The sequence below is a fragment of the Pseudomonas sp. W15Feb9B genome (genome assembly GCF_000828175.1).
GTDB lineage: Bacteria > Pseudomonadota > Gammaproteobacteria > Pseudomonadales > Pseudomonadaceae > Aquipseudomonas > Aquipseudomonas parakoreensis.
The window spans coordinates 1-19,799 of record NZ_JTKF01000014.1 but is presented as its reverse complement, the minus strand read 5'-3'; the positions used below and the strand labels follow the sequence as shown (position 1 = coordinate 19,799).

The following is a 19,799-nucleotide window of genomic DNA, read 5'->3' as shown; positions in this document are numbered from 1 at the left end:
GAATCTGCGTCGTAGGGAAGGTAAAGCAGCATGGTACAGGTGAGAGCACACCAGCCGATCAACACCGACGGCAGTATCAATCTCGAGGCTTGGCTCGATCACGCGGTCAGTGTCGACATGGCACTGGATCGCGAAGCCTTGAAAGAAGCCTGCGAGTTCGCTCGCGAGGCCGAACAGCAGTCCAATGCCAAGAAGAACCTCTGGGCCGAGGGCAGCGGCAGTTTCAGTACGGGCCTGGAGATCGCCGAGATTCTCGCCGACCTCAAGCTTGACCAGGACTCGCTGGTCGCGGCGGTGCTGTACCGTGGCGTACGTGAAGGTCAGATTGAGCTCGCGGCCGTCAGCCAGCGTTTCGGTCCGGTGGTGGCCAAGCTGATCGACGGCGTGCAGCGCATGGCGGCGATCAGTGCCAGCCTCAGCCCGCGCCAGTCAATGGTGATGGGCACCCAGGGCCAGGTGGAAAACCTGCGCAAGATGCTGGTGGCGATGGTCGACGACGTCCGCGTCGCGCTGATCAAACTGGCCGAACGTACCTGCGCGATCCGTGCGGTAAAAACCGCCGACGACGAGAAGCGTAACCGTGTCGCCCGGGAAGTCTTCGACATCTATGCGCCGCTCGCGCACCGACTCGGCATCGGCCATATCAAGTGGGAACTGGAGGACTTGTCCTTCCGTTACCTGGAACCCGATCAATACAAACAGATCGCCAAGCTGCTCCACGAGCGGCGGCTGGACCGTGAGCGCTTCATCAGCGATGTGATGACCCAGCTCAAGGATGAATTGCAGGCCACCGGCGTCGATGCCGACATCAGCGGCCGGGCCAAGCACATCTATTCGATCTGGCGCAAAATGCAGCGCAAGGGTCTGGAGTTCAGCCAGATCTACGACGTGCGCGCCGTACGCGTGCTGGTGCCGGAAATGCGCGACTGCTACACAGCGCTCGGTATCGTCCACACCCTGTGGCGGCACATCCCGAAAGAGTTCGACGACTACATCGCCAACCCGAAAGAGAACGGCTACCGCTCGCTGCACACGGCGGTGATCGGTCCGGAGGGCAAGGTGCTTGAGGTGCAGATTCGTACCCACGCCATGCACGAGGAGGCCGAGCTGGGCGTGTGCGCGCACTGGCGCTACAAGGGCACCGACGTCAAATCCGGCTCCAATCACTACGAAGAGAAAATCTCCTGGCTGCGTCAGGTCCTCGAGTGGCATGAAGAGCTGGGTGATATCGGTGGTCTGGCCGAACAGCTGCGAGTCGATATCGAACCGGATCGGGTCTACATCTTCACCCCGGACGGCCACGCCATCGACTTGCCGAAAGGCGCGACGCCGCTGGACTTCGCCTACCGCGTGCACACCGAGATCGGTCACAACTGCCGTGGCGCGAAGATCAATGGGCGGATCGTGCCGCTCAACTACAGCCTGCAGACCGGTGAACAGGTCGAGATCATCACCAGCAAGCACGGTACGCCGAGCCGCGACTGGCTGAACCCGAACCTGGGCTATGTCACCACCTCCCGGGCGCGGGCGAAGATCGTTCACTGGTTCAAGTTGCAGGCCCGTGACCAGAACGTCGCGGCGGGTAAAACCCTGATCGAGCGCGAACTCAATCGCCTCGGTCTGCCGGCGGTGGATTTCGACAAGCTGGCCGAAAAGGCCAACATGAAAACCGCCGAAGACATGTTCGCCGCCCTCGGTGCCGGCGACCTGCGTCTGGCGCAACTGGTCAATCTCGCACAGCAACTGGTCGAGCCGGAACGCGGCAACGAACAGCTGGAGTTGATCCCGCGCAAAGCCACTGGCTACAAGCCGGGCAAGCGCGGCGACATTCAGATTCAGGGCGTCGGCAACCTGATGACGCAGATGGCCGGCTGCTGCCAGCCGCTGCCGGGCGACGCGATTGTCGGTTACATCACCCAAGGCCGCGGCGTGAGCATCCACCGTCAGGACTGCGCCTCGGTACTGCAACTGGCCGGGCGCGAGCCGGAGCGGATCATCCAGGTCAGCTGGGGCCCGGTGCCGGTGCTCACCTATCCGGTGGACATCGTCATCCGCGCTTACGACCGTTCCGGTCTGCTGCGTGACGTCTCGCAGGTGCTGCTCAACGAGCGGATCAATGTGCTGGCGGTCAACACCCGCTCGAACAAGGAGGACAACACCGCGCTGATGTCCCTGACCATCGAGATTCCGGGGCTGGATGCGCTGGGGCGTTTGCTGGGGCGGATTTCGCAGTTGCCGAACATCATCGAAACGCGGCGTAACCGTACCCCATAACGCGGTCCCCTGTAGGAGCTGCCGAAGGCTGCGATCTTTTGATCTTGAAAATCAAAATCAAAAGATCGCAGCCTTCGGCAGCTCCTACACGGTTGAGTGAGATTTTGTATGCACAGCCTTGAAGACCTGCTCCACCTGATGAACCGCCTGCGCGATCCGCAGTACGGTTGCCCGTGGGACATCAAGCAAACCTACGCGACCATCGTCCCGCACACCCTCGAAGAAGCCTACGAAGTGGCCGACGCCATCGAGCGCGGTGACTTCGATCATTTGCAGGGCGAGCTGGGCGATCTATTGTTTCAGGTGGTCTATTACAGCCAGCTGGCCCGGGAAGAAGGGCGCTTCGAATTTGCCGGGGTGGTCGACAGCATCACCCGCAAGCTGATCCGCCGTCATCCACACGTCTTCCCCACCGGCGATCTGTATGCGCCGCTGGATGTGCCGCGCCTGAGCGAAGAACAGGTCAAGCAGCGCTGGGAAGAGATCAAGGCCGAAGAACGCGCCGAGAAATCTGCCGCGCCCGAGCAGCTGTCACTGCTCGATGACGTGCCCGCCGCATTGCCTGCGCTGTCGCGTTCGGCCAAATTGCAAAAGCGTGCCGGGCAGGTCGGCTTCGACTGGCCGGATGCGTTGCCGGTGCTGGACAAAGTGCGCGAAGAGCTCGATGAAGTGCTCGAAGCCATGTCCGAAAACGATCCGCAAGCGGTGGCCGACGAGATCGGCGACCTGCTGTTTTCCGTGGTCAATCTGGCCCGGCATCTGAAGGTCGATCCGGAAACTGCGCTGCGTGGCGCCAACGCCAAGTTCGAACGACGTTTCCGTTTTATCGAACAGGCATTGCGCGACACCCGTCGTCCCATGGAAGATTGCACCCTCGAAGAGTTGGACGCCCTGTGGGGTGAAGCCAAACGCCAGGAAAAGAATCTGCCCAGCTGCGGCTGAGCCGTTGCCCAAGTGAGTAAGCATTAATGAGCCTTTCCCTTCGCGACCAGTTGCTCAAAGCAGGCCTGGTCAACCAAAAGCAGGCCAAGCAGGTCAGCAAAGACAAGCAGAAGCAACAGCGCCTGGCCCACAAGGGGCAGGCCGAACTGGATGATTCGCAGCAGCGCGCCGCTCAGGAAGCCATGGCCGAGAAGGTCAAGCGCGACCAGGAGCTGAACCGTCAGCAGCAGGAAAAGGCCGAGGCCAAGGCTCGTGCCGCGCAGGTCAAGCAGTTGATCGAAGTCTCGCGTCTGCCCAAGCTGACCACCGAGGACTACTACAACTTCGTTGACGACAAGAAGGTCAAGCGCATCTCGGTCAACACGCTGATGCGCAACAAACTCAGCAGCGGTTCGCTGGCGATCGTGCACCATGCCGGCGGTTACGAAGTGATCCCCCGTGAAGCGGCCCTGAAGATCCAGGAGCGCGACCCGCAGCGTATCGTGCAGCTCAACGTGCAGACCGAAGAGGTCAATGCCGAGGACGATCCGTACGCGGCCTATCAGATCCCTGATGACCTGATGTGGTAAACCGATAAAGCTGTAATAACGACAAACTGTGGCGAGGGAGCTTGCTCCCGCCGGGGCGCGGAGCGGCCCTTGTTTTAAAGCAGGGGCTGCTGCGCAGTCCAGCGGGAGCAAGCTCCCTCGCCACAGGTTCAATATTCGCCTAAGCGGATTTCAGATCCCGCTGCTGTTCCTGCAGTTCAAGTTCGGCCTTGTAGTTGTGGGCGTCGATCTCGTTGTGGAACATGCCGACCAGCAAGTCTTGTTGATGCACATCCCAGATCCGTACACCGGCGGCTACGCCTTCGTGGGACATGTGTGAATCGTCGCGTTCAGTTACTTTTACAGTCATCTGCTAGCTCCAAATCTCAAGTTATCTGCAGCAAGGCGTGTGCAGGACTCTTTTATATGATTTGTTAGCTTGCTAAGTAAACGATTGATTTGCGCAAGGTGTTGTTGCGGTTTTTGCAACAGTGCTGTAGCCCGCGTAATCCGCGACATTCGGTCGCAGGGTGGGAAGTTTCATGACAGAAGTTTCATCTCCTGAGCAAACCGGGATTCCTGTGGGAGCTGGCTTGCCAGCGATAGCAGAGTTTCAGACAACATTGATATTGCCTGTGCTGACGTCATCGCTGGCAAGCCAGCTCCCACAGGGATCGGTGGTGTTTCCGCGACTTTCTACAGGCCAAAAAAAACGCCCCGAACCAGTCGGGGCGTTTTCATGTGTGGCTCTGCAGCGGGGACTTACTTGCCTTCCCAGCGCTTCAGCACCAGCGTGGCGTTGGTGCCGCCGAAGCCGAAGCTGTTGCTCATCACGGTGTTGATGGTGGCGTTCTCGCGGGTCTTGGTCAGCACCGGCAGATCGGCCACTTCAGGGTCCAGCTCGTCGATGTTGGCGGAACCGGCGATGAAGTTGCCTTCCATCATCAGCATGCAGTAGATCGCTTCGTGAACGCCAGCGGCGCCCAGGGAGTGACCGGACAGGCTCTTGGTCGAGCTGATCGCAGGCGCCTTGTCGCCGAACACTTCGCGCACACCTTTCATTTCCGCGACGTCGCCGACCGGAGTCGAGGTGCCGTGGGTGTTCAGGTAGTCGATCGGGGTGTCGACGGTGGACATTGCCATCTGCATGCAGCGGATCGCGCCTTCGCCGCTTGGGGCAACCATGTCGTAGCCGTCGGACGTTGCGCCGTAGCCAACGATTTCGGCGTAGATCTTGGCGCCACGGGCCAGCGCATGTTCCAGCTCTTCAACCACGACCATGCCGCCACCGCCAGCGATGACGAAACCGTCACGGTCGGCGTCGTAGGCGCGGGAGGCTTGTTCCGGGGTGTCGTTGCGCTTGCTGGACAGGGCGCCCATCGCGTCGAACAGGAACGACTGGCTCCAGTGCTCTTCTTCACCGCCACCGGCGAAGACGATGTCCTGCTTGCCCATCTGGATCTGTTCCATGGCGGTACCGATGCAGTGAGCACTGGTGGCGCAGGCAGAAGCGATGGAGTAGTTCAGGCCCTTGATCTTGAACGGCGTGGCCAGGCACGCGGAAACGGTGCTGCTCATGGTCCGCGTTACACGGTATGGGCCAACGCGCTTCACGCCTTTCTCGCGCAGGATGTCCAGCGCTTCCATCTGGTTCAGGGTCGACGCGCCGCCCGAGCCGGCGATCAGGCCGGTACGCGGGTTGGACACTTGCTCTTCGGTCAGGCCGGAGTCAGCAATGGCGTCTTTCATGGCCAGGTAGGCGTAAGCCGCTGCGTGGCCGACGAAACGATAGATCTTGCGATCGATCAGTTCTTCAAGGTTGAGGTCGATGGAGCCGGAAACCTGGCTACGCAGACCCATTTCAGCATATTCCGGGTTGAACCGGATGCCAGGGCGGCTTGCACGCAGGTTAGCGGAGACGGTCTCTTTGTCATTGCCCAGGCACGAAACAATGCCCAGACCAGTGATAACGACGCGGCGCATGCGAATAACCCTTAGAAGTTGTCAGTGGAGGTGAACACGCCGACGCGAAGGCCTTCGGCGGTGTAGATTTCGCGACCGTCGACAGTCACCGAACCATCGGCGATGGCCAGGTTCAGCTTGCCCTTGAGGACGCGTTTGATATGGATGTTGTAGGTGACTTTCTTGGCGGTCGGCAGGACCTGGCCGAAGAATTTCACTTCGCCCGAACCCAGCGCACGGCCACGGCCCGGCAGGCCTTGCCAGCCCAGGAAGAAGCCGACCAGTTGCCACATGGCGTCCAGACCGAGGCAGCCCGGCATCACCGGATCGCCTTCGAAGTGGCACGCGAAGAACCACAGGTCAGGGTTGATATCCAGCTCGGCGACCAATTCACCTTTGCCGTACTTGCCGCCTTCTTCGCTGATCAGGGTGATGCGATCCACCATCAGCATGTTCGGGGCGGGCAGTTGCGCGTTACCTGGGCCGAACAGCTCACCGCGACTGCAGCGCAGCAGGTCTTCCCGAGTAAAGGCGTTTTGTTTGGTCATGCGAGCTCCTCAATAATCCCATGCGGCAGGTGGGGCAAATCTTCCCGGCCGATCGACGCGTTCATGCCTCGTACCGGCAGCCTACTCATAGACTATTGCGTTGTGGTGAAAGTCACAGCACCAAGGACATGAATGTACACTTGTGCACTGAAATTTTTATTCAAGCCTCTTTTGAGGCTCGTTCGGGTGCCTAAGACTGCCGCACTTTCGCTTTTCACGCCAGTCGCAGATGGTCGAAAAACCGTCACTACTGCACCCAGCGCTGCAGAATCTGTTGTAGGTCATTGCGTTTGAACGGCTTCGCCAGGTAATCGTTCATGCCCGCCGACAGGCAGGTTTCGCGGTCGCCCTGCAGCGCGTTGGCGGTCAGTGCGATGATCGGCACCTCGCCGCGTCCAGGCAGTTGGCGAATCTGCCGGGTCGCCTCATAGCCGTCGATGATCGGTAGCCGGCAGTCCATCAGAATCACTTCGAACTCATTGCCCTCAGCGCTGCGTACCGCCTGCGCGCCATCGGTGGCGACGCTGACGGTGAAGCCCAGGCTGCGCAGCATCGCCTCGATCACGGTCTGGTTGACCGGATTGTCCTCCACCAGCAACACATGGCGCCCCTCGCCATGCCCGTTGCCATTGGTCGCGCGCGGTGCCGCCAGCGGCGGCAATGTCTGCTTATATAAGGCCAGCGGGATTTCCAGGGTGAACACCGAGCCCAGGCCTTCTTCACTTTGCGCGCGCAACGTCCCGCCCATGCGTTCGGCCAGGGTGCGGGCGATCGGCAGGCCGAGGCCGGTGCCGCCATAGCGCCGGGAAATTGAACTGTCAGCCTGCTGGAAGGCGTTGAACATCAACTCCAGACTTTCCGAGGAGATGCCGATGCCGCTGTCACGCACCGAACAGGTGAACCACAGCAGTTCGTGATCCAGCGACTGCCACTGCGCCTCGATGCTGACCCGGCCACGCTCGGTGAACTTCAACGCGTTGCCCACCAGATTGACCAGAATCTGCCGGATCCGCGTCGGGTCGCCCTGCACCTGCAAGGCGCGCATGTCCTCGGGGATCCGCAGGTTCAGGTCCAGGCCACGCTGCACCGCGCTGTGCTGGAACGACTGGGCACACGCGCCGATCAGGTCGGCGAGGTTGAACGGAATGTGCTCAAGCTCCAGCTCCGAGCGTTCGATCCGCGAGAAGTCGAGGATGTCATTGATGACTTTCAACAGGTGTTCGGTGGACTCGGACGCGAGCGCCGCGTACTCGATCTGCTCCTCGGTCATGTCGGTGGTTTCCAGCAACTGCAACATGCCCAGCACGCCGTTCATGGGGGTGCGCAGTTCGTGGCTCATCATCGCCAGGAAATCGGATTTGGCATTGTTGGCTTTTTCCGCTTCCTCGCGGGTCTGGATCAGTTGCGCCATGGCCTGATGCTGTTCGCGGCTGGCTTGCTCCAGTGCCTGGGCGAGGTTGTTGATGTGCTGCGACAGCGCGCCCAACTCGGTGTCATCGACGATCGGCAGCGGAGTCTTGTAGTCGCCTTGCTGAATCGCCTTGACCGCGTTGCCGATATCGCGAATCGGCGCTGACAGACTGCCGGCCAGACGCCGCGCCAGAACAAAGGTGAAGAGCAGGGCGAACAACGCCAGAATCCCGGCCTTGAGCAGAATTTCCTGTTGGCGCTGACTGAAGGCATCGTTGGACAGACCGACGATTACCCGGCCCAGGTAATCCTCGCTGGTCACGTTGTTGCTGGCTTTGGCGTCGTGGAAAAAATCGCTGTTGAGGGCGATCCGTTGCAGGCGCACCGGGGCCTGGAACACCTCGACCTGATGCGGGCGGTTGTGCGCGTCGGCGGCTTGCTCAACGTAGGCGAGAATCCGGTTGGCGCTGTCCTGCACTTCCAGAAAGCGCACGTTCGGTGTGGCCAGGGTCGCTTTGAGCAGGCTTTCCAGCACTTCGTTGTTGCCGGAAATCACCCCGTACTCGGTGGCGGGCGCCAGTTGATTGGCGATCAGTTGCCCGGTGTGATTGAGCTCCTGCCGTAAATCCTGAATCCGCACGAAGGTAAAGAAACTGATCAGCAGCAGCGTGAGCAGCAAGGCCGGGCCGAGGCTGATCAATTGCGTGCGGGTGTTGATGTCCCAGCGGCGACGCAGATTCATGGGTGGCTTTCTCCTTCAGCCAACTGGCGGGCAACAGACGCTTCATCGATTGGCTCGATACCCAGGGAACGAGCGACCTGCACATTACTTGAGACCTTGAAACGATCGGGGTAGAGCGTTCGCGGCCACATCGCCGGCGGGCGATCGAGCAACTGGTCAAGGATCGCCAGCCAGTCAGGCTGATCGCTGTAAGTGCTGGCGAGGCTGCCGGCCCGCACGAACGCCGCGTTCGGCCCGACCAGCGCCACTTGCCGGGAGTAACTGCTGAGCAACAGGTTTTTCGCGGTTTTCGGGTTGTACAGATCGGGATCGTCGAGGCCCAGCAGCACGTCACTGTTTCTCAGCACGCTTTGCAACGGGCGACTGTCCTGGGTGTTGTCCCAACGCTGGCTGACGATTTGCAGGTTCAGCGGCGCAGCAGCCTGGTGCAGCTCCTTGAGCAGGAATTCGCTGTGCTGGTCGAACAGCACGCCGACCCGGCGCACCTGCGGCAGAATCCGTCGAATCAGTTGCAGTTGCCGCCCCAGCGGCGGGTCGCTCCACAGCAGACTCAAGTGCGGCGGTTGTGCGCCACCCAGGCGTTGCCGCGCTTGCAATCGGCTGATGCGCAACACCAGCGTCGCCGGCCCCTGGGATTCCTGCAGGCGCCAGTCGAGGCTGGGCAGGTCGAGCAGAATCATCCGCAGATTGCTCGGCAACTTGCCCGGCGCCGGCAGGCTGGTCAGTGGCTGGAACCGCACGTTGTCAGTGGGGCGCAGCTCGCTCAGGGCCTGGACGAAGGCTTGCACCCCGGGGCTTTCTTCGGCGCCGGTCAACAGAATATCGGCGGCTTGCACCGCCACGCCGTGCAGCCACGCGGTCAAAAACAGACAGACACCCGCCAGCCAGTGGCCAAGGGTTGGCGTCTTGTTTGGCGTGGCGTAGCGCACCTTAGAACTCCAGCTCGGCGCTGAAGTACAGCACCCGGCGTTCGTCGTAATTGTTGTCGACGAAAGTGGTCGGTTCATTATCGAGCCGCTGCTGCAGCACGCCGGCCAGTTGCAGTTGGGCCTTGCCCAGCGGGATGCGTTTGGCGATGCGCGTGTCGACGCGCTCGAAGCGGTAGCCGTTGAGCGCGTTGTCGCCGTAATAGAACAGCGCGCTGTTCCAGCCGTGGCCCCAATCACGCAGCCAGCCGGCAGAACCGCTGTTGCGCGAGGTGAATTGCTGATCCAGCGGATTGCTCGCTTCGGCGTCGACGAAAGCGTAAGTGAAGCGCAGGCGATCGACCATGCTCAGGCGCCAGTCGAGCTGGGTTTCGCTGCCGCGAAAGCGTGAGCTGTTGGCGTTGCTGGCGATGTACTGGTTGTTGCGCAGCGGCTCGCTGATCATCCCGGTGATTTCGTCGTAGAACAGCTTCACGTCCACGGCTAGCCCTAGCTCGGCGAAATAGCCGTTGTAGCCCAGTTCGCGCGAGCGCATGTGTTCCTGATCGAGATTGCCCGGGCCACGGGTTTTGACGAAGTAGCGCGCCGAAGACTGGCCATAGGCGGACGGTCGCAGGTTGCTCACCTGATAGCTCCAGTTGACGTTGTTCTCGAACATGTCCGGCGAGCGGATCGCCTCCGAGTACACCGCGCGCAGGCCATGGCGTGGGTTGATCAGGTAGTTGACGGCGAAGCGGGGCGTCAGCGAGCTGCCGATCAATTGGGTGTTTTCAAACATGGCGCCGCCCTGCAACAGCCAGTGTTCACTGGCACGCCATTCCAATTGGCCGAACGCACGCCACGTGGTGTCGTCCAGCGTGCCGTTGAAGTAGGTCTCGGAGTCGGCCCGGTCGTAACGATAGTTCATGCCGCTGACCAGCCGCAGGCTGTCGGACAGGCTGAGAGTGTCCTGCAATTCCAGATCGTAGCGTGATTCGCGGGCGCTTTGATCGATGTCGCCACACAAGGTCTGGCTGGCACCGTTGCGCCATTGATCCAGCACTTGATTGGCCAGGGCCATTTCCTGTGGCGTTCCGGCTTCCGGGCCGGGGCCGGTGAAGCGGGTGATATTGCGTGCCAGGCGTTCGGTGTAGTTCGGGTTGAGCTGCCACAGTTGGGTCAGTTGCGGGCTGAACGACACTTCGGCATCGCAGGCGCGCCACACTTGCTGGCGATCCCAGTGCTGCGCCGAGCCTTGTATATAAAGGCTGTGTTCGGGATTGATGTCGAGATTCCAGCGCACCGAGCCGGCGTAATCCTTGGCGATCACGTCGGAATTGTTCCCGGCAGCGGTAATCCCCGAGAACACCGGGCGGTAGGTATAAGGCCGCTGGTTGGTACCGTCCTTTGCATTGACCTGCCAGTCGAGGCTCTGGTTGTCACTCAGAGTCTGGCTGACGGCGAGGCTGAAGCGGTTCAAACGGTGGCTGTCGCGGTAATCGGCGCCGGTGCGGTCGCTGTCGAAGCCATCGTCTTCCTGGCCGGACAGCGACAGGCGCAAGTCGCCGCCGTTCCAGCCCGTACCCTGGCTGGCATAGAAATCGTTGATGCCGCGCTGGCCGCGGGTGTACTTCAGGCGTGTGCCGTGGCTGTCTGCCGGGTTGCGGGTGATGATGTTGACCACCGCCATCAGCGCGTTGGCACCGTAGCTGACCGTGTTCGGCCCACGGAAAACCTCGATCCGCTCGATGTCTTCCATGGCCACCGGAATATCACTCCAGTCCACCGTGGCCAGGCCCGCGCGGTACACCGAGCGGCCATCGATCAGCACCTGCATGCGCCGCGCTTCGCTGGCATTGGTCCCGTGATAGTTGACCGCCGCCTGATTGCCGCTGATGTTGCCGACCATCATTCCCGGCACCAGCCGCAGCAACTCACTGATGTCGCGGGCGCCACTGGCGTTGATCAGTTCACTGTCGAGTACGGTCATGCTCCCCGGCACTTCCGCCGGTGTCTGTTTCAGGCGTGTGGCCGTCAGCACCTGCGGCAGCGTTTCGCTGTCGACAAACAGGTCGTCCGCCTGCAACACCGGGCTGAACAGCAGCGCCAGCAACAGGGACGAACGTGAGGGGGGAGAGCCAAAAGACACGACACAGCCTTGATCACAAAGAATTGGCGCGCATGTTAACCGAGCACAGTGACTTTTCCAGTCACGATGCTGGCATTTTCCTAGGTTTTATTGGTCTTCTTCCTACAAGTGTCGGTAATTGACGCAGGGGCTGGCCGCGACCCGGACGCCCCGTATAATGCCGGCATCGCCACTGGTATGGATTAACGGATTGCATATGACTGAACAGCGCCCGATTGCGGTCCTGGGAGGCGGAAGTTTTGGTACCGCCGTGGCCAATCTTTTGGCCGAGAACGGCCATCAAGTCCTGCAGTGGATGCGCGACCCCGAGCAGGCCGAGGCCATCCGGGTCAATCGCGAGAATCCGCGTTACCTCAAAGGCATCAAGATCCTGCCGGGGGTGACTGCGGTCACGGACCTGCAGGCCACCCTCGACGCCTGCGAACTGTACTTCGTCGCGCTGCCGTCGAGCGCCCTGCGCACGGTGCTGGCCGCTCATGCCGAGCGCCTGAGCGGCAAGATGCTGGTCAGCCTGACCAAGGGCATCGAAGCCCACACCTTCAAACTGATGAGCCAGATCCTCGAAGAAATCGCCCCGCAGGCGCGCATCGGTGTGCTGTCCGGGCCGAACCTGGCGCGGGAGATCGCCGAGCACGCGCTGACCGCCACAGTGGTTGCCAGCGAAGACGAAGAACTCTGCAAAGCGGTACAGGTTGCGTTGCATGGTCGCACCTTCCGCGTTTACGCCAGTGCTGACCGTTTCGGCGTCGAGCTGGGTGGGGCGTTGAAAAACGTTTACGCGATCATCGCCGGCATGGCGGTGGCGCTGGAGATGGGCGAGAACACCAAGAGCATGCTGATCACTCGCGCCCTGGCCGAGATGACCCGGTTTGCGGTGAACCAGGGCGCCAACCCGATGACTTTCCTCGGTCTGGCCGGGGTCGGTGACTTGATCGTGACCTGCTCGTCACCCAAGAGCCGCAACTATCAGGTGGGGTTTGCCCTCGGTCAGGGCTTGAGCCTTGATGAAGCCGTGTCGCGCCTGGGCGAAGTCGCTGAAGGGGTCAACACCCTGAAAGTGCTCAAGGCCAAGTCCCAGGAGGTTGGCGTGTACATGCCGCTGGTCGCCGGGCTGCATGCGATCCTGTTTGAAGGACGCACGCTGGAGCAGGTGATCGGTCTACTGATGCGGGCCGAGCCGAAAACCGACGTCGACTTTATTTCCACCAGCGGTTTCAACTGATTCAACAGGAAGCGAGCCATGAACGATCCGAAAACCGAAGCCAAGTACGAATCCATCCTCCTGCGGGTGCTGTGGATGATCGTCTACGTGCTGGTCTGGCAAGTGGCGCAGTTCATCCTCGGCGCGGTGGTGCTGGTGCAACTGATCTATCGTTTGATTTACGGCGCGCCGAGCGCCAGCCTGATGAATTTCGGCGACAGCCTGAGCCAGTTCCTCGCGCAGATCGGTCGCTTCGGCAGCTTTCACAGCGACCAGAAACCCTGGCCGTTCGCCGACTGGCCGACCCCGCGTGCCCCGGAAGGCGAGGCGCCGCACGCCGTGCCGCCAGCCCCGCATCCGGCCCGCGATGAGGAACCCAAGCTATGAAACTCTGGGTATTGCGTCACGGTGAGGCCGTGCCTTATGGCTCGTGCCCCGACTCCGAACGGGAACTGACCGCGCACGGTCGCCAAGAGGCCTTGAGCAGCGCAGCCCGATTGATCGGTCAGCCGCTGACGGCGATTTACGCCAGCCCTTATCTGCGCGCACAACAGACTGCGCAGATCGTTCGCGAGGCTCTGGGTTTCGAGCCGGAGATCCGCACTGTCGATTGGCTGACGCCGGAGAGCGATCCGGACAAGGTGGCGGATCAACTGGTGTCGGTGAGCAATGTGCTGCTGGTCAGCCATAACCCGCTGGTGGGCAATCTGCTCAGCTATCTGCAGCACGGCGCCGGTTATCCGCCGGAGAAGGTCAGCACCGCTGGCCTGGCCGAATTGGAAAGTCCTGAGTTGTTGATTGGCTCGATGACCCTCAACAGCCTCAAGCACCCTTAACAGCAAAAGATCGCAGCCTGCACAGATCTCTGTTGGCGCTGCCGCAGGCTGCGATCTTTTGATCTTGTTTCTTTTGGTAAAAAATCCAACCAAGCACTTGCTTGGTTGACTACGCTTGCTCCAGACCCAAAAAACAGGAGCGAGTCGCATGTCTGCCGCCTTCCGTTTGCCGCTGGACGTGTTCTACGAGCGTGAGGCCCGGCATCCGCGCCAGCGTTTTTTGGTGCAGCCCATTGGCGGCGGGCAGGTCGAGACGCTGACCTGGGCCGATGTCGGCCATCAGGCCCGTTGCGCCGCGCACTGGCTGCGCGCACGGGAATTGCCGCAAGGCAGCCACATTGCACTGATCTCGAAAAACTGCGCGCACTGGATCATTGCCGATCTGGCGATCTGGATGGCCGGACACGTCTCGGTGCCGCTGTATCCCAACCTCACGGCAGACTCGGTGAATCAGGTCCTGACACATTCGGAAAGCGTGCTGGCGATCATCGGCAAGCTCGATGACTGGCCGGGCATGTCGGTCGGTGTGCCGGCGGATTTGCCAACCATCAGTCTGCCGCTGCATCCGCCCGGCGAGTTCGATTTCAGTTGGGATGACCTGCAAGGGAGCTCGCCGATCCAGGACGATCCACGCCCGGCATCCGAACAACTGGCGACCATCATCTACACCTCCGGCACCACCGGACTGCCCAAAGGCGTGATGCACAGTTTTGCCAATCTGGGGTTTGCCACGACACGCGGCACGCAACTGTTCGGGCTCAACGAGCAAGACCGCCTGCTGTCGTACCTGCCGCTGTGCCATGTCGCCGAACGAATGTTCGTTGAACTGGCGGCGATCTATACCGGGCAAACCGTGTTCTTTGCCGAAAGCCTCGACACCTTCATCACCGATCTGCAGCGGGCGCGGCCCACGGCGATGTTCGGCGTGCCGCGCATCTGGACCAAATTCCAGATGGGCGTGTACGGCAAGATCCCGGCCAAACGCCTGGATTTCCTGCTTGGCCTGCCATTCATTGGCAAGCGGGTCGGGCACAAGGTGTTGGCCGGGTTGGGCCTTGATGCCTTGCGCGTTGCCCTGTCCGGTGCGGCACCGGTGCCGCAGACCCTGCTCAGCTGGTATCGGAAACTCGGCCTCGATGTGCTGGAGGTCTATGGCATGACCGAGAGTTGCGGCTATTCGCACATCTGCCTGCCGGGTCAGTACAAGCAAGGCTGGATCGGCAAGCCGTGCCCGGAGGTCGAGGTGCGGATCGACGAGTCCGGTGAGGTGCAGGTGCGCAGTCAGGCGAACATGCTTGGCTATTTCAAGGAGCCGCAGAAAACCGCCGAGACCCTCACCGAGGACGGCTTCCTGCGTACCGGCGACAAGGGCGAACAGGATGCCGAGGGGCGTTTGCGCCTGACCGGCCGGCTCAAGGAAATCTTCAAGACCAGCAAAGGCAAATACGTGGCCCCGGCGCCGATTGAAAACCGGCTGGCGGTGCATTCGCGGATCGAACAGGTCTGCGTGGTTGGCGATGGTCTGAGTGCGCCGCTGGGCTTGTGCGTGCTGTCGAACGTCAATCAGGAGGAGGCGCGGGCGAGTCTGCATTCGAGCCTGGAGAAGCTGCTCGAAGAGGTCAACGCCGTGCTCGACAAGCACGAGCGCCTGCGCCGACTGGTGGTGGTCAAGGACAGCTGGGCGGTGGAAAACGGTTTTCTCACGCCGACCTTGAAGATCAAGCGCAACGTCATCGAAGACACTTACGGTGCGCGGTTTGAAGAATGGAGCGCGCGCAGCGAGGCGGTGCTGTGGCAGGATTGAATGACGATCAAAACAACAAAGGAAGCCTGCGATGACCTTGTGGCGCACCACTCCGAACATCGAGCAGTTGAACGCAATCCAGAAAAACACCATCGGCGAAGTGCTGGATATCCGCTTTGAGTCCTTCGACGAAACGTCGTTGACGGCGAGCATGGTCATCGACCACCGCACCCACCAGCCTTACGGTCTGCTGCACGGCGGCGCCTCGGTGGTGCTGGCGGAAACCGTCGGTTCCATGGCCAGTTACCTGTGCATCGACGCCAGCAAGTTCTACTGCGTTGGGCTGGAGATCAACGCCAACCATTTGCGCGGTTTGCGCAGCGGTCGGGTGAGCGCAGTGGCCAAACCGATTCACATCGGCCGCACCACGCATGTCTGGGACATCCGCCTGACCAGCGATGAAGGCAAGGCCAGTTGTGTGTCTCGTTTGACCATGGCAGTGGTGCCATTGGGTGAGCAACCGCCGGCGCGTTGAGGTCAGATGCGCCATCGCCATGACCGGACTGTCATCATTCCTGGCAGTTACGGTCATTGCTCAGGGCCGCGCTCTTGCGGACAATCAGCGGCATGTTTCCGCTCATGGATAAACCTGCATGTCGCAACCGATCTTTTTCACCCACGCCAACGGGTTTCCCTCGGGCACCTACGGCAAGTTGTTCGCGGCGCTGGCGCCCGAGTACCGGGTTGCGCATCTGGAGCAACATGCCCATGACCCGCGTTTCCCGGCGGACGACAACTGGTACAACCTGGTCGACGAACTGATCCACCATCTGCAGCAACAGGATCAGCCGGTGTGGGGCGTCGGCCATTCGTTTGGCGGTGTGTTGCACCTGCACGCGGCGTTGCGTTGCCCTGAGCTGTATCGCGGCGTGGTCATGCTCGACTCGCCGGTGCTGACTCGCACAGACCAGTGGGTGATCCGCGCGGCCAAGCGCTTCGGCTTCATCGATAAACTGACCCCGGCCGGACGTACGTTGGGGCGGCGCGAAGAGTTCGCCGACCTCGACACGGCGCGCAGCTACTTTGCCGGCAAGACCCTGTTTCGCGGTTTTGATCCGGAATGCTTCGATGCCTACCTGCAACACGGGCTGCAGACGGTTGGTGACAAGTTGCGCCTGCGCTTCGACCCAGCCACCGAAATCAGCATCTATCGCGGCGTGCCGCACACCAGCCCGGGCCGTACGCGCCAATTGCAGGTGCCGCTGGCCGTGGTGCGCGGGCACAAGAGCCGGGTGGTCATGCGTCATCACACGCGGTTCGTCGGGCGTCTGCCCCAGGGTGAAGCCCTGAGCATGCCCGGCGGGCACATGTTCCCGCTCGAACGTCCGCAAGACACCGCGCGCCTGCTCAAAGAGCTGTTTACGCGTTGGGAGCGCCGCCAGCAGAAGGACTGCGCATGAGCCCGACCTTCGAAGAAGTGCGCCTGAGCCTGCCGCATATCGAACTGGCGGCGCACTTGTTCGGCCCCGAGGACGGTCTGCCAGTGATCGCCCTGCATGGCTGGCTCGACAACGCCAACAGCTTCGCGCGCCTGGCGCCCAGGCTCAAAGGCCTGCGCATCATTGCCCTGGACATGGCCGGGCATGGGCATTCCGGGCATCGCCCGAACGGCGCCGGTTATGCGCTGTGGGACTATGCGCACGACGTGTTGCAGGTCGCCGAGCAATTGGGCTGGAAGCGCTTCGGCCTGCTCGGGCATTCGATGGGCGCGATCGTTTCGCTGGTGCTGGCCGGGTCGTTGCCAGAGCGCATCACTCATCTGGCATTGATCGACGGGGTGATTCCGCCTACAGACAAAGGCGAAAACGCTGCCGAGCGTATGGGCATGGCCTTGCAGGCGCAGCTGGACCTGCGCGAGAAGCGCAAACCGGTCTACAACACCCTCGATCGTGCCATCGAAGCCCGGATGAAGGGCTTGGTGGCGGTCAGTCGCGAAGCCGCCGAGCTGCTGGCGCAACGCGGCCTGATGCCAGTGCCCGGCGGTTATACCTGGCGCACTGATAATCGGCTGACTCTGCCATCGCCGTTGCGCCTGACTCAGGAACAGGCGATGGCGTTCGTCCAGCGCATCACCTGTCCGGCGCAACTGGTGGTAGCCGCCGACGGCATGCTGGCCAGACATCCGGAGTTGCTGGAGCGTCTACCCTTTAGCCAGGAACAGCTGGCGGGCGGGCATCATTTGCATCTGAACGATGAGTCCGGTGCCGACCTTGTCGCAGACTGTTTCAATCGCTTCTTCGCCATTCCTTGACTTGCACCGGGCAACTGTCGAGGCTGGGCGGGTTGAAATGGGAGACAAACACGATGGATTTCTATACCGCTGCGACCCCGACCCGCCAAGCCATGCCGATCCGATGAGCCTGACTATGCGGTCACTCAGTCTGTTGGCGCTGTGCTGTTTCAGTCCCGTTCTCTTCGCTGCCGATGTGCCAGGCAGCCAGGATCTGCAGATCGTGCCGCGCCTGGCCGATGCGCAGATTGTCGACTATCGCCCTCCGGTGGAGCTCGAGCGGATCTATCCGCTGGGCTCGATCCGCAAGATCAGCGGCCAGTTGCGCTTCGACGGCCAGGTCACCGCGCGCGGCCAGACCACTTCGGTCACCTACGAATTGCCCCCGGAACACTCCGCCACCGAAGCCTTCACTGCTGCTCGCGAAGCCCTGCAAAAGCAGGACGCCGAGTTGCTGTTCTGGTGCCAGGCCCGCGACTGTGGCGAAAGCAGCCTGTGGGCCAATGAAGTGTTCGGCAATGCCAAGCTGTACGGTGCCGACGAGCAACAGGCCTATCTGCTGTTGCGTCTGGCCGCACCGAAGGACAACACCCTGGTGGCGCTCTACAGCATCACCCGTGGCAATCGCAAAGCCTACCTGCATGTCGAACAGTTCGAAGCGGGCGCGCCGTTGGGCGAGTTGCTGCCGACCTCGGCCACGCTGTTGCGACAGCTCAAAAGCACCGGCGAACTGGACTTTCCCAAGCTGACCGGAGACCCGGATGACACCTGGCTACGACTGATTTCCCGTGGCTTGAACCTCGACACCACCCAGCGCGTGACGATTGCCGGGCCGAAGGCCGAGGCCTGGCGTCAGGCATTGATCGGTCAGGGCGTGCGCGCGGCGCGGATGGAGGCGGGGAGCGCCGACGGCGCTGGCCTGCGCATTGATCTGTTGCGATAAGCTGCATCCGACGTGCACGCATGGCGTGTTCGCCTACTCTTTGTCCGACTGACTTCTTCGAGACTTTACATGCTCAATAATGATCGGCTGTTGGTGCAGATCCTTTTGCTGGTGCTGTTTGGTGCCAGCCTGTGGGTGATGGCGCCGTTCTGGTCGGCGCTGTTCTGGGGCGCGGTGCTGGCGTTCGCCAGTTGGCCGCTGATGCGTCTGTTGACCCGTTGGCTCAATGGCCGCGAATCGCTCGCTGCGGCTATTTTGACCCTCGGCTGGATGCTGCTGGTGGCGGCGCCACTGGTGTGGCTGGGGTTCAACCTGGCCGATCACGTGCGCGATGCCACGGCGTTCATCAAGGATGTACAGGTCGACGGCCTGCCGGAAGCACCGGCCTGGCTCGGCAGCGTGCCGCTGGTCGGCGAGCGGCTGGTCGGGGTCTGGAACAGCATCGATCAGCAGGGCGCAGCGCTGATGGTGTCGATCAAGCCGTATCTGGGGCAGGTCGGCAACTGGTTGCTGGCGCGCAGTGCGCAGATCGGCGGCGGGATCCTCGAGCTGACCCTGAGCATTGTCTTCGTGTTCTTTTTCTATCGCGACGGGCCGCGACTGGCGGCGTTTGTGCACGGTCTGCTGGAGCGGCTGATTGGCGAGCGTGCCGGGTATTACATCGAGCTGGTGGCCGGCACTGTGCAGCGGGTGGTCAACGGGGTGATCGGTACGGCAGCGGCGCAGGCGATTCTGGCGTTGATCGGGTTCCTGATTGCCGGGGTCCCGGGGGCGCTGGTGCTGGGGATCGTGACGTTCCTGTTGAGCCTGATTCCGATGGGGCCACCGTTGGTGTGGATTCCGGCCACGGCCTGGCTGGCCTGGAAAGGTGAATACGGGATGGCGGTGTTTCTCGGGATCTGGGGGACGTTCATCATCAGTGGCGTGGATAACGTGTTGAAGCCTTATCTGATCAGCCGGGGCGGGAATCTGCCGTTGGTGATTGTGTTGCTTGGGGTATTTGGCGGGTTGATTGCGTTTGGGTTTATCGGGCTGTTTATCGGGCCTACGTTGTTGGCGGTGGCTTATAGTTTGTTGACGGATTGGAGCAAGAGTCAGTCTCGGGTTTAGGCGTTGCGGCAGGCTTTTTTGGGGTTGTGGGCATATCCGTTGCTTCGGGTGTTGCGGCTGGCGGTTTCGCCCTTACGGCGAGTCACTTTGGCAAACGCCCCAAAGTAACCAAAGGTCTTGGCCCCGGCGTTCGGCCCTCGCTTAGGCTCGGGTTCCTTCGTTACGGGATTCATCCGGGGGCATCGCCTCCGGTTTGCTTCGCTGCACCTCCTCTCG

The 19,799-nt window shown here is 61.5% G+C and carries 18 protein-coding genes; 12 read left to right on the top strand and 6 right to left on the bottom strand.

The genetic code is table 11. From position 1 onward, the window contains the following. Window positions 1-30 precede the first annotated feature (30 nt). The 3 genes from relA to OC71_RS09140 all read left to right on the top strand — a co-directional run bounded on the left by relA (window position 31) and on the right by OC71_RS09140 (window position 3,785). The gene (gene relA, locus OC71_RS09150) at window positions 31-2,274 is read left to right on the top strand and encodes a GTP diphosphokinase (RefSeq protein WP_041067509.1); all 2,244 of its coding nucleotides are present in this window, start codon (window positions 31-33) and stop codon (window positions 2,272-2,274) included. A gap of 108 nt (window positions 2,275-2,382) precedes the next feature. Beyond that, entirely contained in the window at window positions 2,383-3,216 is an 834-nt protein-coding gene (gene mazG, locus OC71_RS09145; RefSeq protein WP_041067506.1) for a nucleoside triphosphate pyrophosphohydrolase, read from the top strand. Between the two features lie 26 nt (window positions 3,217-3,242). Next, window positions 3,243-3,785, top strand: a complete 543-nt coding sequence (locus OC71_RS09140) for a DUF2058 domain-containing protein (RefSeq protein ID WP_007968960.1) — start codon at window positions 3,243-3,245, stop codon at window positions 3,783-3,785. A gap of 139 nt (window positions 3,786-3,924) precedes the next feature. Here the strand turns inward: OC71_RS09140 and OC71_RS09135 are convergent, their stop codons facing one another. The 6 genes from OC71_RS09135 to OC71_RS09110 all read right to left on the bottom strand — a co-directional run bounded on the left by OC71_RS09135 (window position 3,925) and on the right by OC71_RS09110 (window position 11,459). Next, window positions 3,925-4,113 (bottom strand): hypothetical protein, encoded by a 189-nt coding sequence (locus OC71_RS09135; protein ID WP_003227153.1) that lies wholly within the window; start codon window positions 4,111-4,113, stop codon window positions 3,925-3,927. Between the two features lie 392 nt (window positions 4,114-4,505). Beyond that, window positions 4,506-5,726: a beta-ketoacyl-ACP synthase I gene (fabB, locus tag OC71_RS09130; RefSeq protein WP_003227152.1), complete on the bottom strand. Its 1,221-nt coding sequence runs from the start codon at window positions 5,724-5,726 to the stop codon at window positions 4,506-4,508. A gap of 11 nt (window positions 5,727-5,737) precedes the next feature. Beyond that, window positions 5,738-6,253, bottom strand: coding sequence for a 3-hydroxyacyl-[acyl-carrier-protein] dehydratase FabA (gene fabA, locus OC71_RS09125; protein ID WP_003227150.1), 516 nt, complete (start codon window positions 6,251-6,253; stop codon window positions 5,738-5,740). 247 nt (window positions 6,254-6,500) lie between these two features. Next, the gene (locus tag OC71_RS09120) at window positions 6,501-8,405 is read right to left on the bottom strand and encodes a response regulator (protein WP_041067497.1); all 1,905 of its coding nucleotides are present in this window, start codon (window positions 8,403-8,405) and stop codon (window positions 6,501-6,503) included. Then, on the bottom strand, window positions 8,402-9,334 hold the full coding sequence (locus OC71_RS09115) for an ABC transporter substrate-binding protein (protein ID WP_041067494.1): 933 nt from the start codon (window positions 9,332-9,334) through the stop codon (window positions 8,402-8,404). Before OC71_RS09115 ends, OC71_RS09120 begins: the two co-directional genes overlap by 4 nt. Before the next feature lies 1 nt (window position 9,335). Then, window positions 9,336-11,459 carry a TonB-dependent siderophore receptor gene (locus OC71_RS09110; protein ID WP_041067491.1) on the bottom strand — a complete coding sequence of 708 codons (2,124 nt, stop codon included), beginning with the start codon at window positions 11,457-11,459 and terminating at the stop codon, window positions 9,336-9,338. A gap of 196 nt (window positions 11,460-11,655) precedes the next feature. Here OC71_RS09110 and OC71_RS09105 point away from each other — a divergent pair, with 196 nt between their 5' ends. The 9 genes from OC71_RS09105 to OC71_RS09065 all read left to right on the top strand — a co-directional run bounded on the left by OC71_RS09105 (window position 11,656) and on the right by OC71_RS09065 (window position 19,583). Then, entirely contained in the window at window positions 11,656-12,681 is a 1,026-nt protein-coding gene (locus OC71_RS09105; protein ID WP_041067488.1) for an NAD(P)H-dependent glycerol-3-phosphate dehydrogenase, read from the top strand. Window positions 12,682-12,699: 18 nt separating this feature from the next. Next, on the top strand, window positions 12,700-13,047 hold the full coding sequence (locus tag OC71_RS09100; RefSeq protein WP_007968953.1) for a DUF4389 domain-containing protein: 348 nt from the start codon (window positions 12,700-12,702) through the stop codon (window positions 13,045-13,047). Next, a complete protein-coding gene (gene sixA / locus OC71_RS09095; protein ID WP_041067483.1) occupies window positions 13,044-13,496 on the top strand; it encodes a phosphohistidine phosphatase SixA in 453 nt (150 codons plus the stop codon). Before OC71_RS09100 ends, sixA begins: the two co-directional genes overlap by 4 nt. 148 nt (window positions 13,497-13,644) lie before the next feature. Beyond that, the gene (locus OC71_RS09090) at window positions 13,645-15,300 is read left to right on the top strand and encodes an AMP-binding protein (RefSeq protein ID WP_041067480.1); all 1,656 of its coding nucleotides are present in this window, start codon (window positions 13,645-13,647) and stop codon (window positions 15,298-15,300) included. A gap of 31 nt (window positions 15,301-15,331) precedes the next feature. After that, window positions 15,332-15,775, top strand: coding sequence for a hotdog fold thioesterase (locus tag OC71_RS09085; RefSeq protein WP_041067477.1), 444 nt, complete (start codon window positions 15,332-15,334; stop codon window positions 15,773-15,775). Window positions 15,776-15,893: 118 nt separating this feature from the next. After that, a complete protein-coding gene (locus tag OC71_RS09080; protein ID WP_041067473.1) occupies window positions 15,894-16,700 on the top strand; it encodes an alpha/beta fold hydrolase in 807 nt (268 codons plus the stop codon). Further along, window positions 16,697-17,551, top strand: coding sequence for an alpha/beta hydrolase (locus tag OC71_RS09075; RefSeq protein ID WP_041067470.1), 855 nt, complete (start codon window positions 16,697-16,699; stop codon window positions 17,549-17,551). Before OC71_RS09080 ends, OC71_RS09075 begins: the two co-directional genes overlap by 4 nt. 115 nt (window positions 17,552-17,666) lie before the next feature. Further along, window positions 17,667-18,473 (top strand): DUF4892 domain-containing protein, encoded by an 807-nt coding sequence (locus OC71_RS09070; protein ID WP_041067467.1) that lies wholly within the window; start codon window positions 17,667-17,669, stop codon window positions 18,471-18,473. A gap of 69 nt (window positions 18,474-18,542) precedes the next feature. Then, the gene (locus OC71_RS09065) at window positions 18,543-19,583 is read left to right on the top strand and encodes an AI-2E family transporter (protein WP_041067465.1); all 1,041 of its coding nucleotides are present in this window, start codon (window positions 18,543-18,545) and stop codon (window positions 19,581-19,583) included. Window positions 19,584-19,799 lie beyond the last annotated feature (216 nt).

What these genes read in the sequence shown, in the direction of transcription:
- OC71_RS09105 (WP_041067488.1), top strand. Translation starts at nt 11,656, where the DNA reads ATGACTGAACAGCGCCCGATTGCGGTCCTGGGAGGCGGAAGTTTTGGT.
- OC71_RS09140 (WP_007968960.1), top strand. Translation starts at nt 3,243, where the DNA reads ATGAGCCTTTCCCTTCGCGACCAGTTGCTCAAAGCAGGCCTGGTCAAC.
- OC71_RS09120 (WP_041067497.1), bottom strand. Translation starts at nt 8,405, where the DNA reads ATGAATCTGCGTCGCCGCTGGGACATCAACACCCGCACGCAATTGATC.
- OC71_RS09075 (WP_041067470.1), top strand. Translation starts at nt 16,697, where the DNA reads ATGAGCCCGACCTTCGAAGAAGTGCGCCTGAGCCTGCCGCATATCGAA.
- relA (WP_041067509.1), top strand. Translation starts at nt 31, where the DNA reads ATGGTACAGGTGAGAGCACACCAGCCGATCAACACCGACGGCAGTATC.
- fabB (WP_003227152.1), bottom strand. Translation starts at nt 5,726, where the DNA reads ATGCGCCGCGTCGTTATCACTGGTCTGGGCATTGTTTCGTGCCTGGGC.
- OC71_RS09065 (WP_041067465.1), top strand. Translation starts at nt 18,543, where the DNA reads ATGCTCAATAATGATCGGCTGTTGGTGCAGATCCTTTTGCTGGTGCTG.
- mazG (WP_041067506.1), top strand. Translation starts at nt 2,383, where the DNA reads ATGCACAGCCTTGAAGACCTGCTCCACCTGATGAACCGCCTGCGCGAT.
- OC71_RS09070 (WP_041067467.1), top strand. Translation starts at nt 17,667, where the DNA reads ATGCGGTCACTCAGTCTGTTGGCGCTGTGCTGTTTCAGTCCCGTTCTC.
- OC71_RS09085 (WP_041067477.1), top strand. Translation starts at nt 15,332, where the DNA reads ATGACCTTGTGGCGCACCACTCCGAACATCGAGCAGTTGAACGCAATC.
- sixA (WP_041067483.1), top strand. Translation starts at nt 13,044, where the DNA reads ATGAAACTCTGGGTATTGCGTCACGGTGAGGCCGTGCCTTATGGCTCG.
- OC71_RS09135 (WP_003227153.1), bottom strand. Translation starts at nt 4,113, where the DNA reads ATGACTGTAAAAGTAACTGAACGCGACGATTCACACATGTCCCACGAA.
- OC71_RS09100 (WP_007968953.1), top strand. Translation starts at nt 12,700, where the DNA reads ATGAACGATCCGAAAACCGAAGCCAAGTACGAATCCATCCTCCTGCGG.
- OC71_RS09080 (WP_041067473.1), top strand. Translation starts at nt 15,894, where the DNA reads ATGTCGCAACCGATCTTTTTCACCCACGCCAACGGGTTTCCCTCGGGC.
- fabA (WP_003227150.1), bottom strand. Translation starts at nt 6,253, where the DNA reads ATGACCAAACAAAACGCCTTTACTCGGGAAGACCTGCTGCGCTGCAGT.
- OC71_RS09090 (WP_041067480.1), top strand. Translation starts at nt 13,645, where the DNA reads ATGTCTGCCGCCTTCCGTTTGCCGCTGGACGTGTTCTACGAGCGTGAG.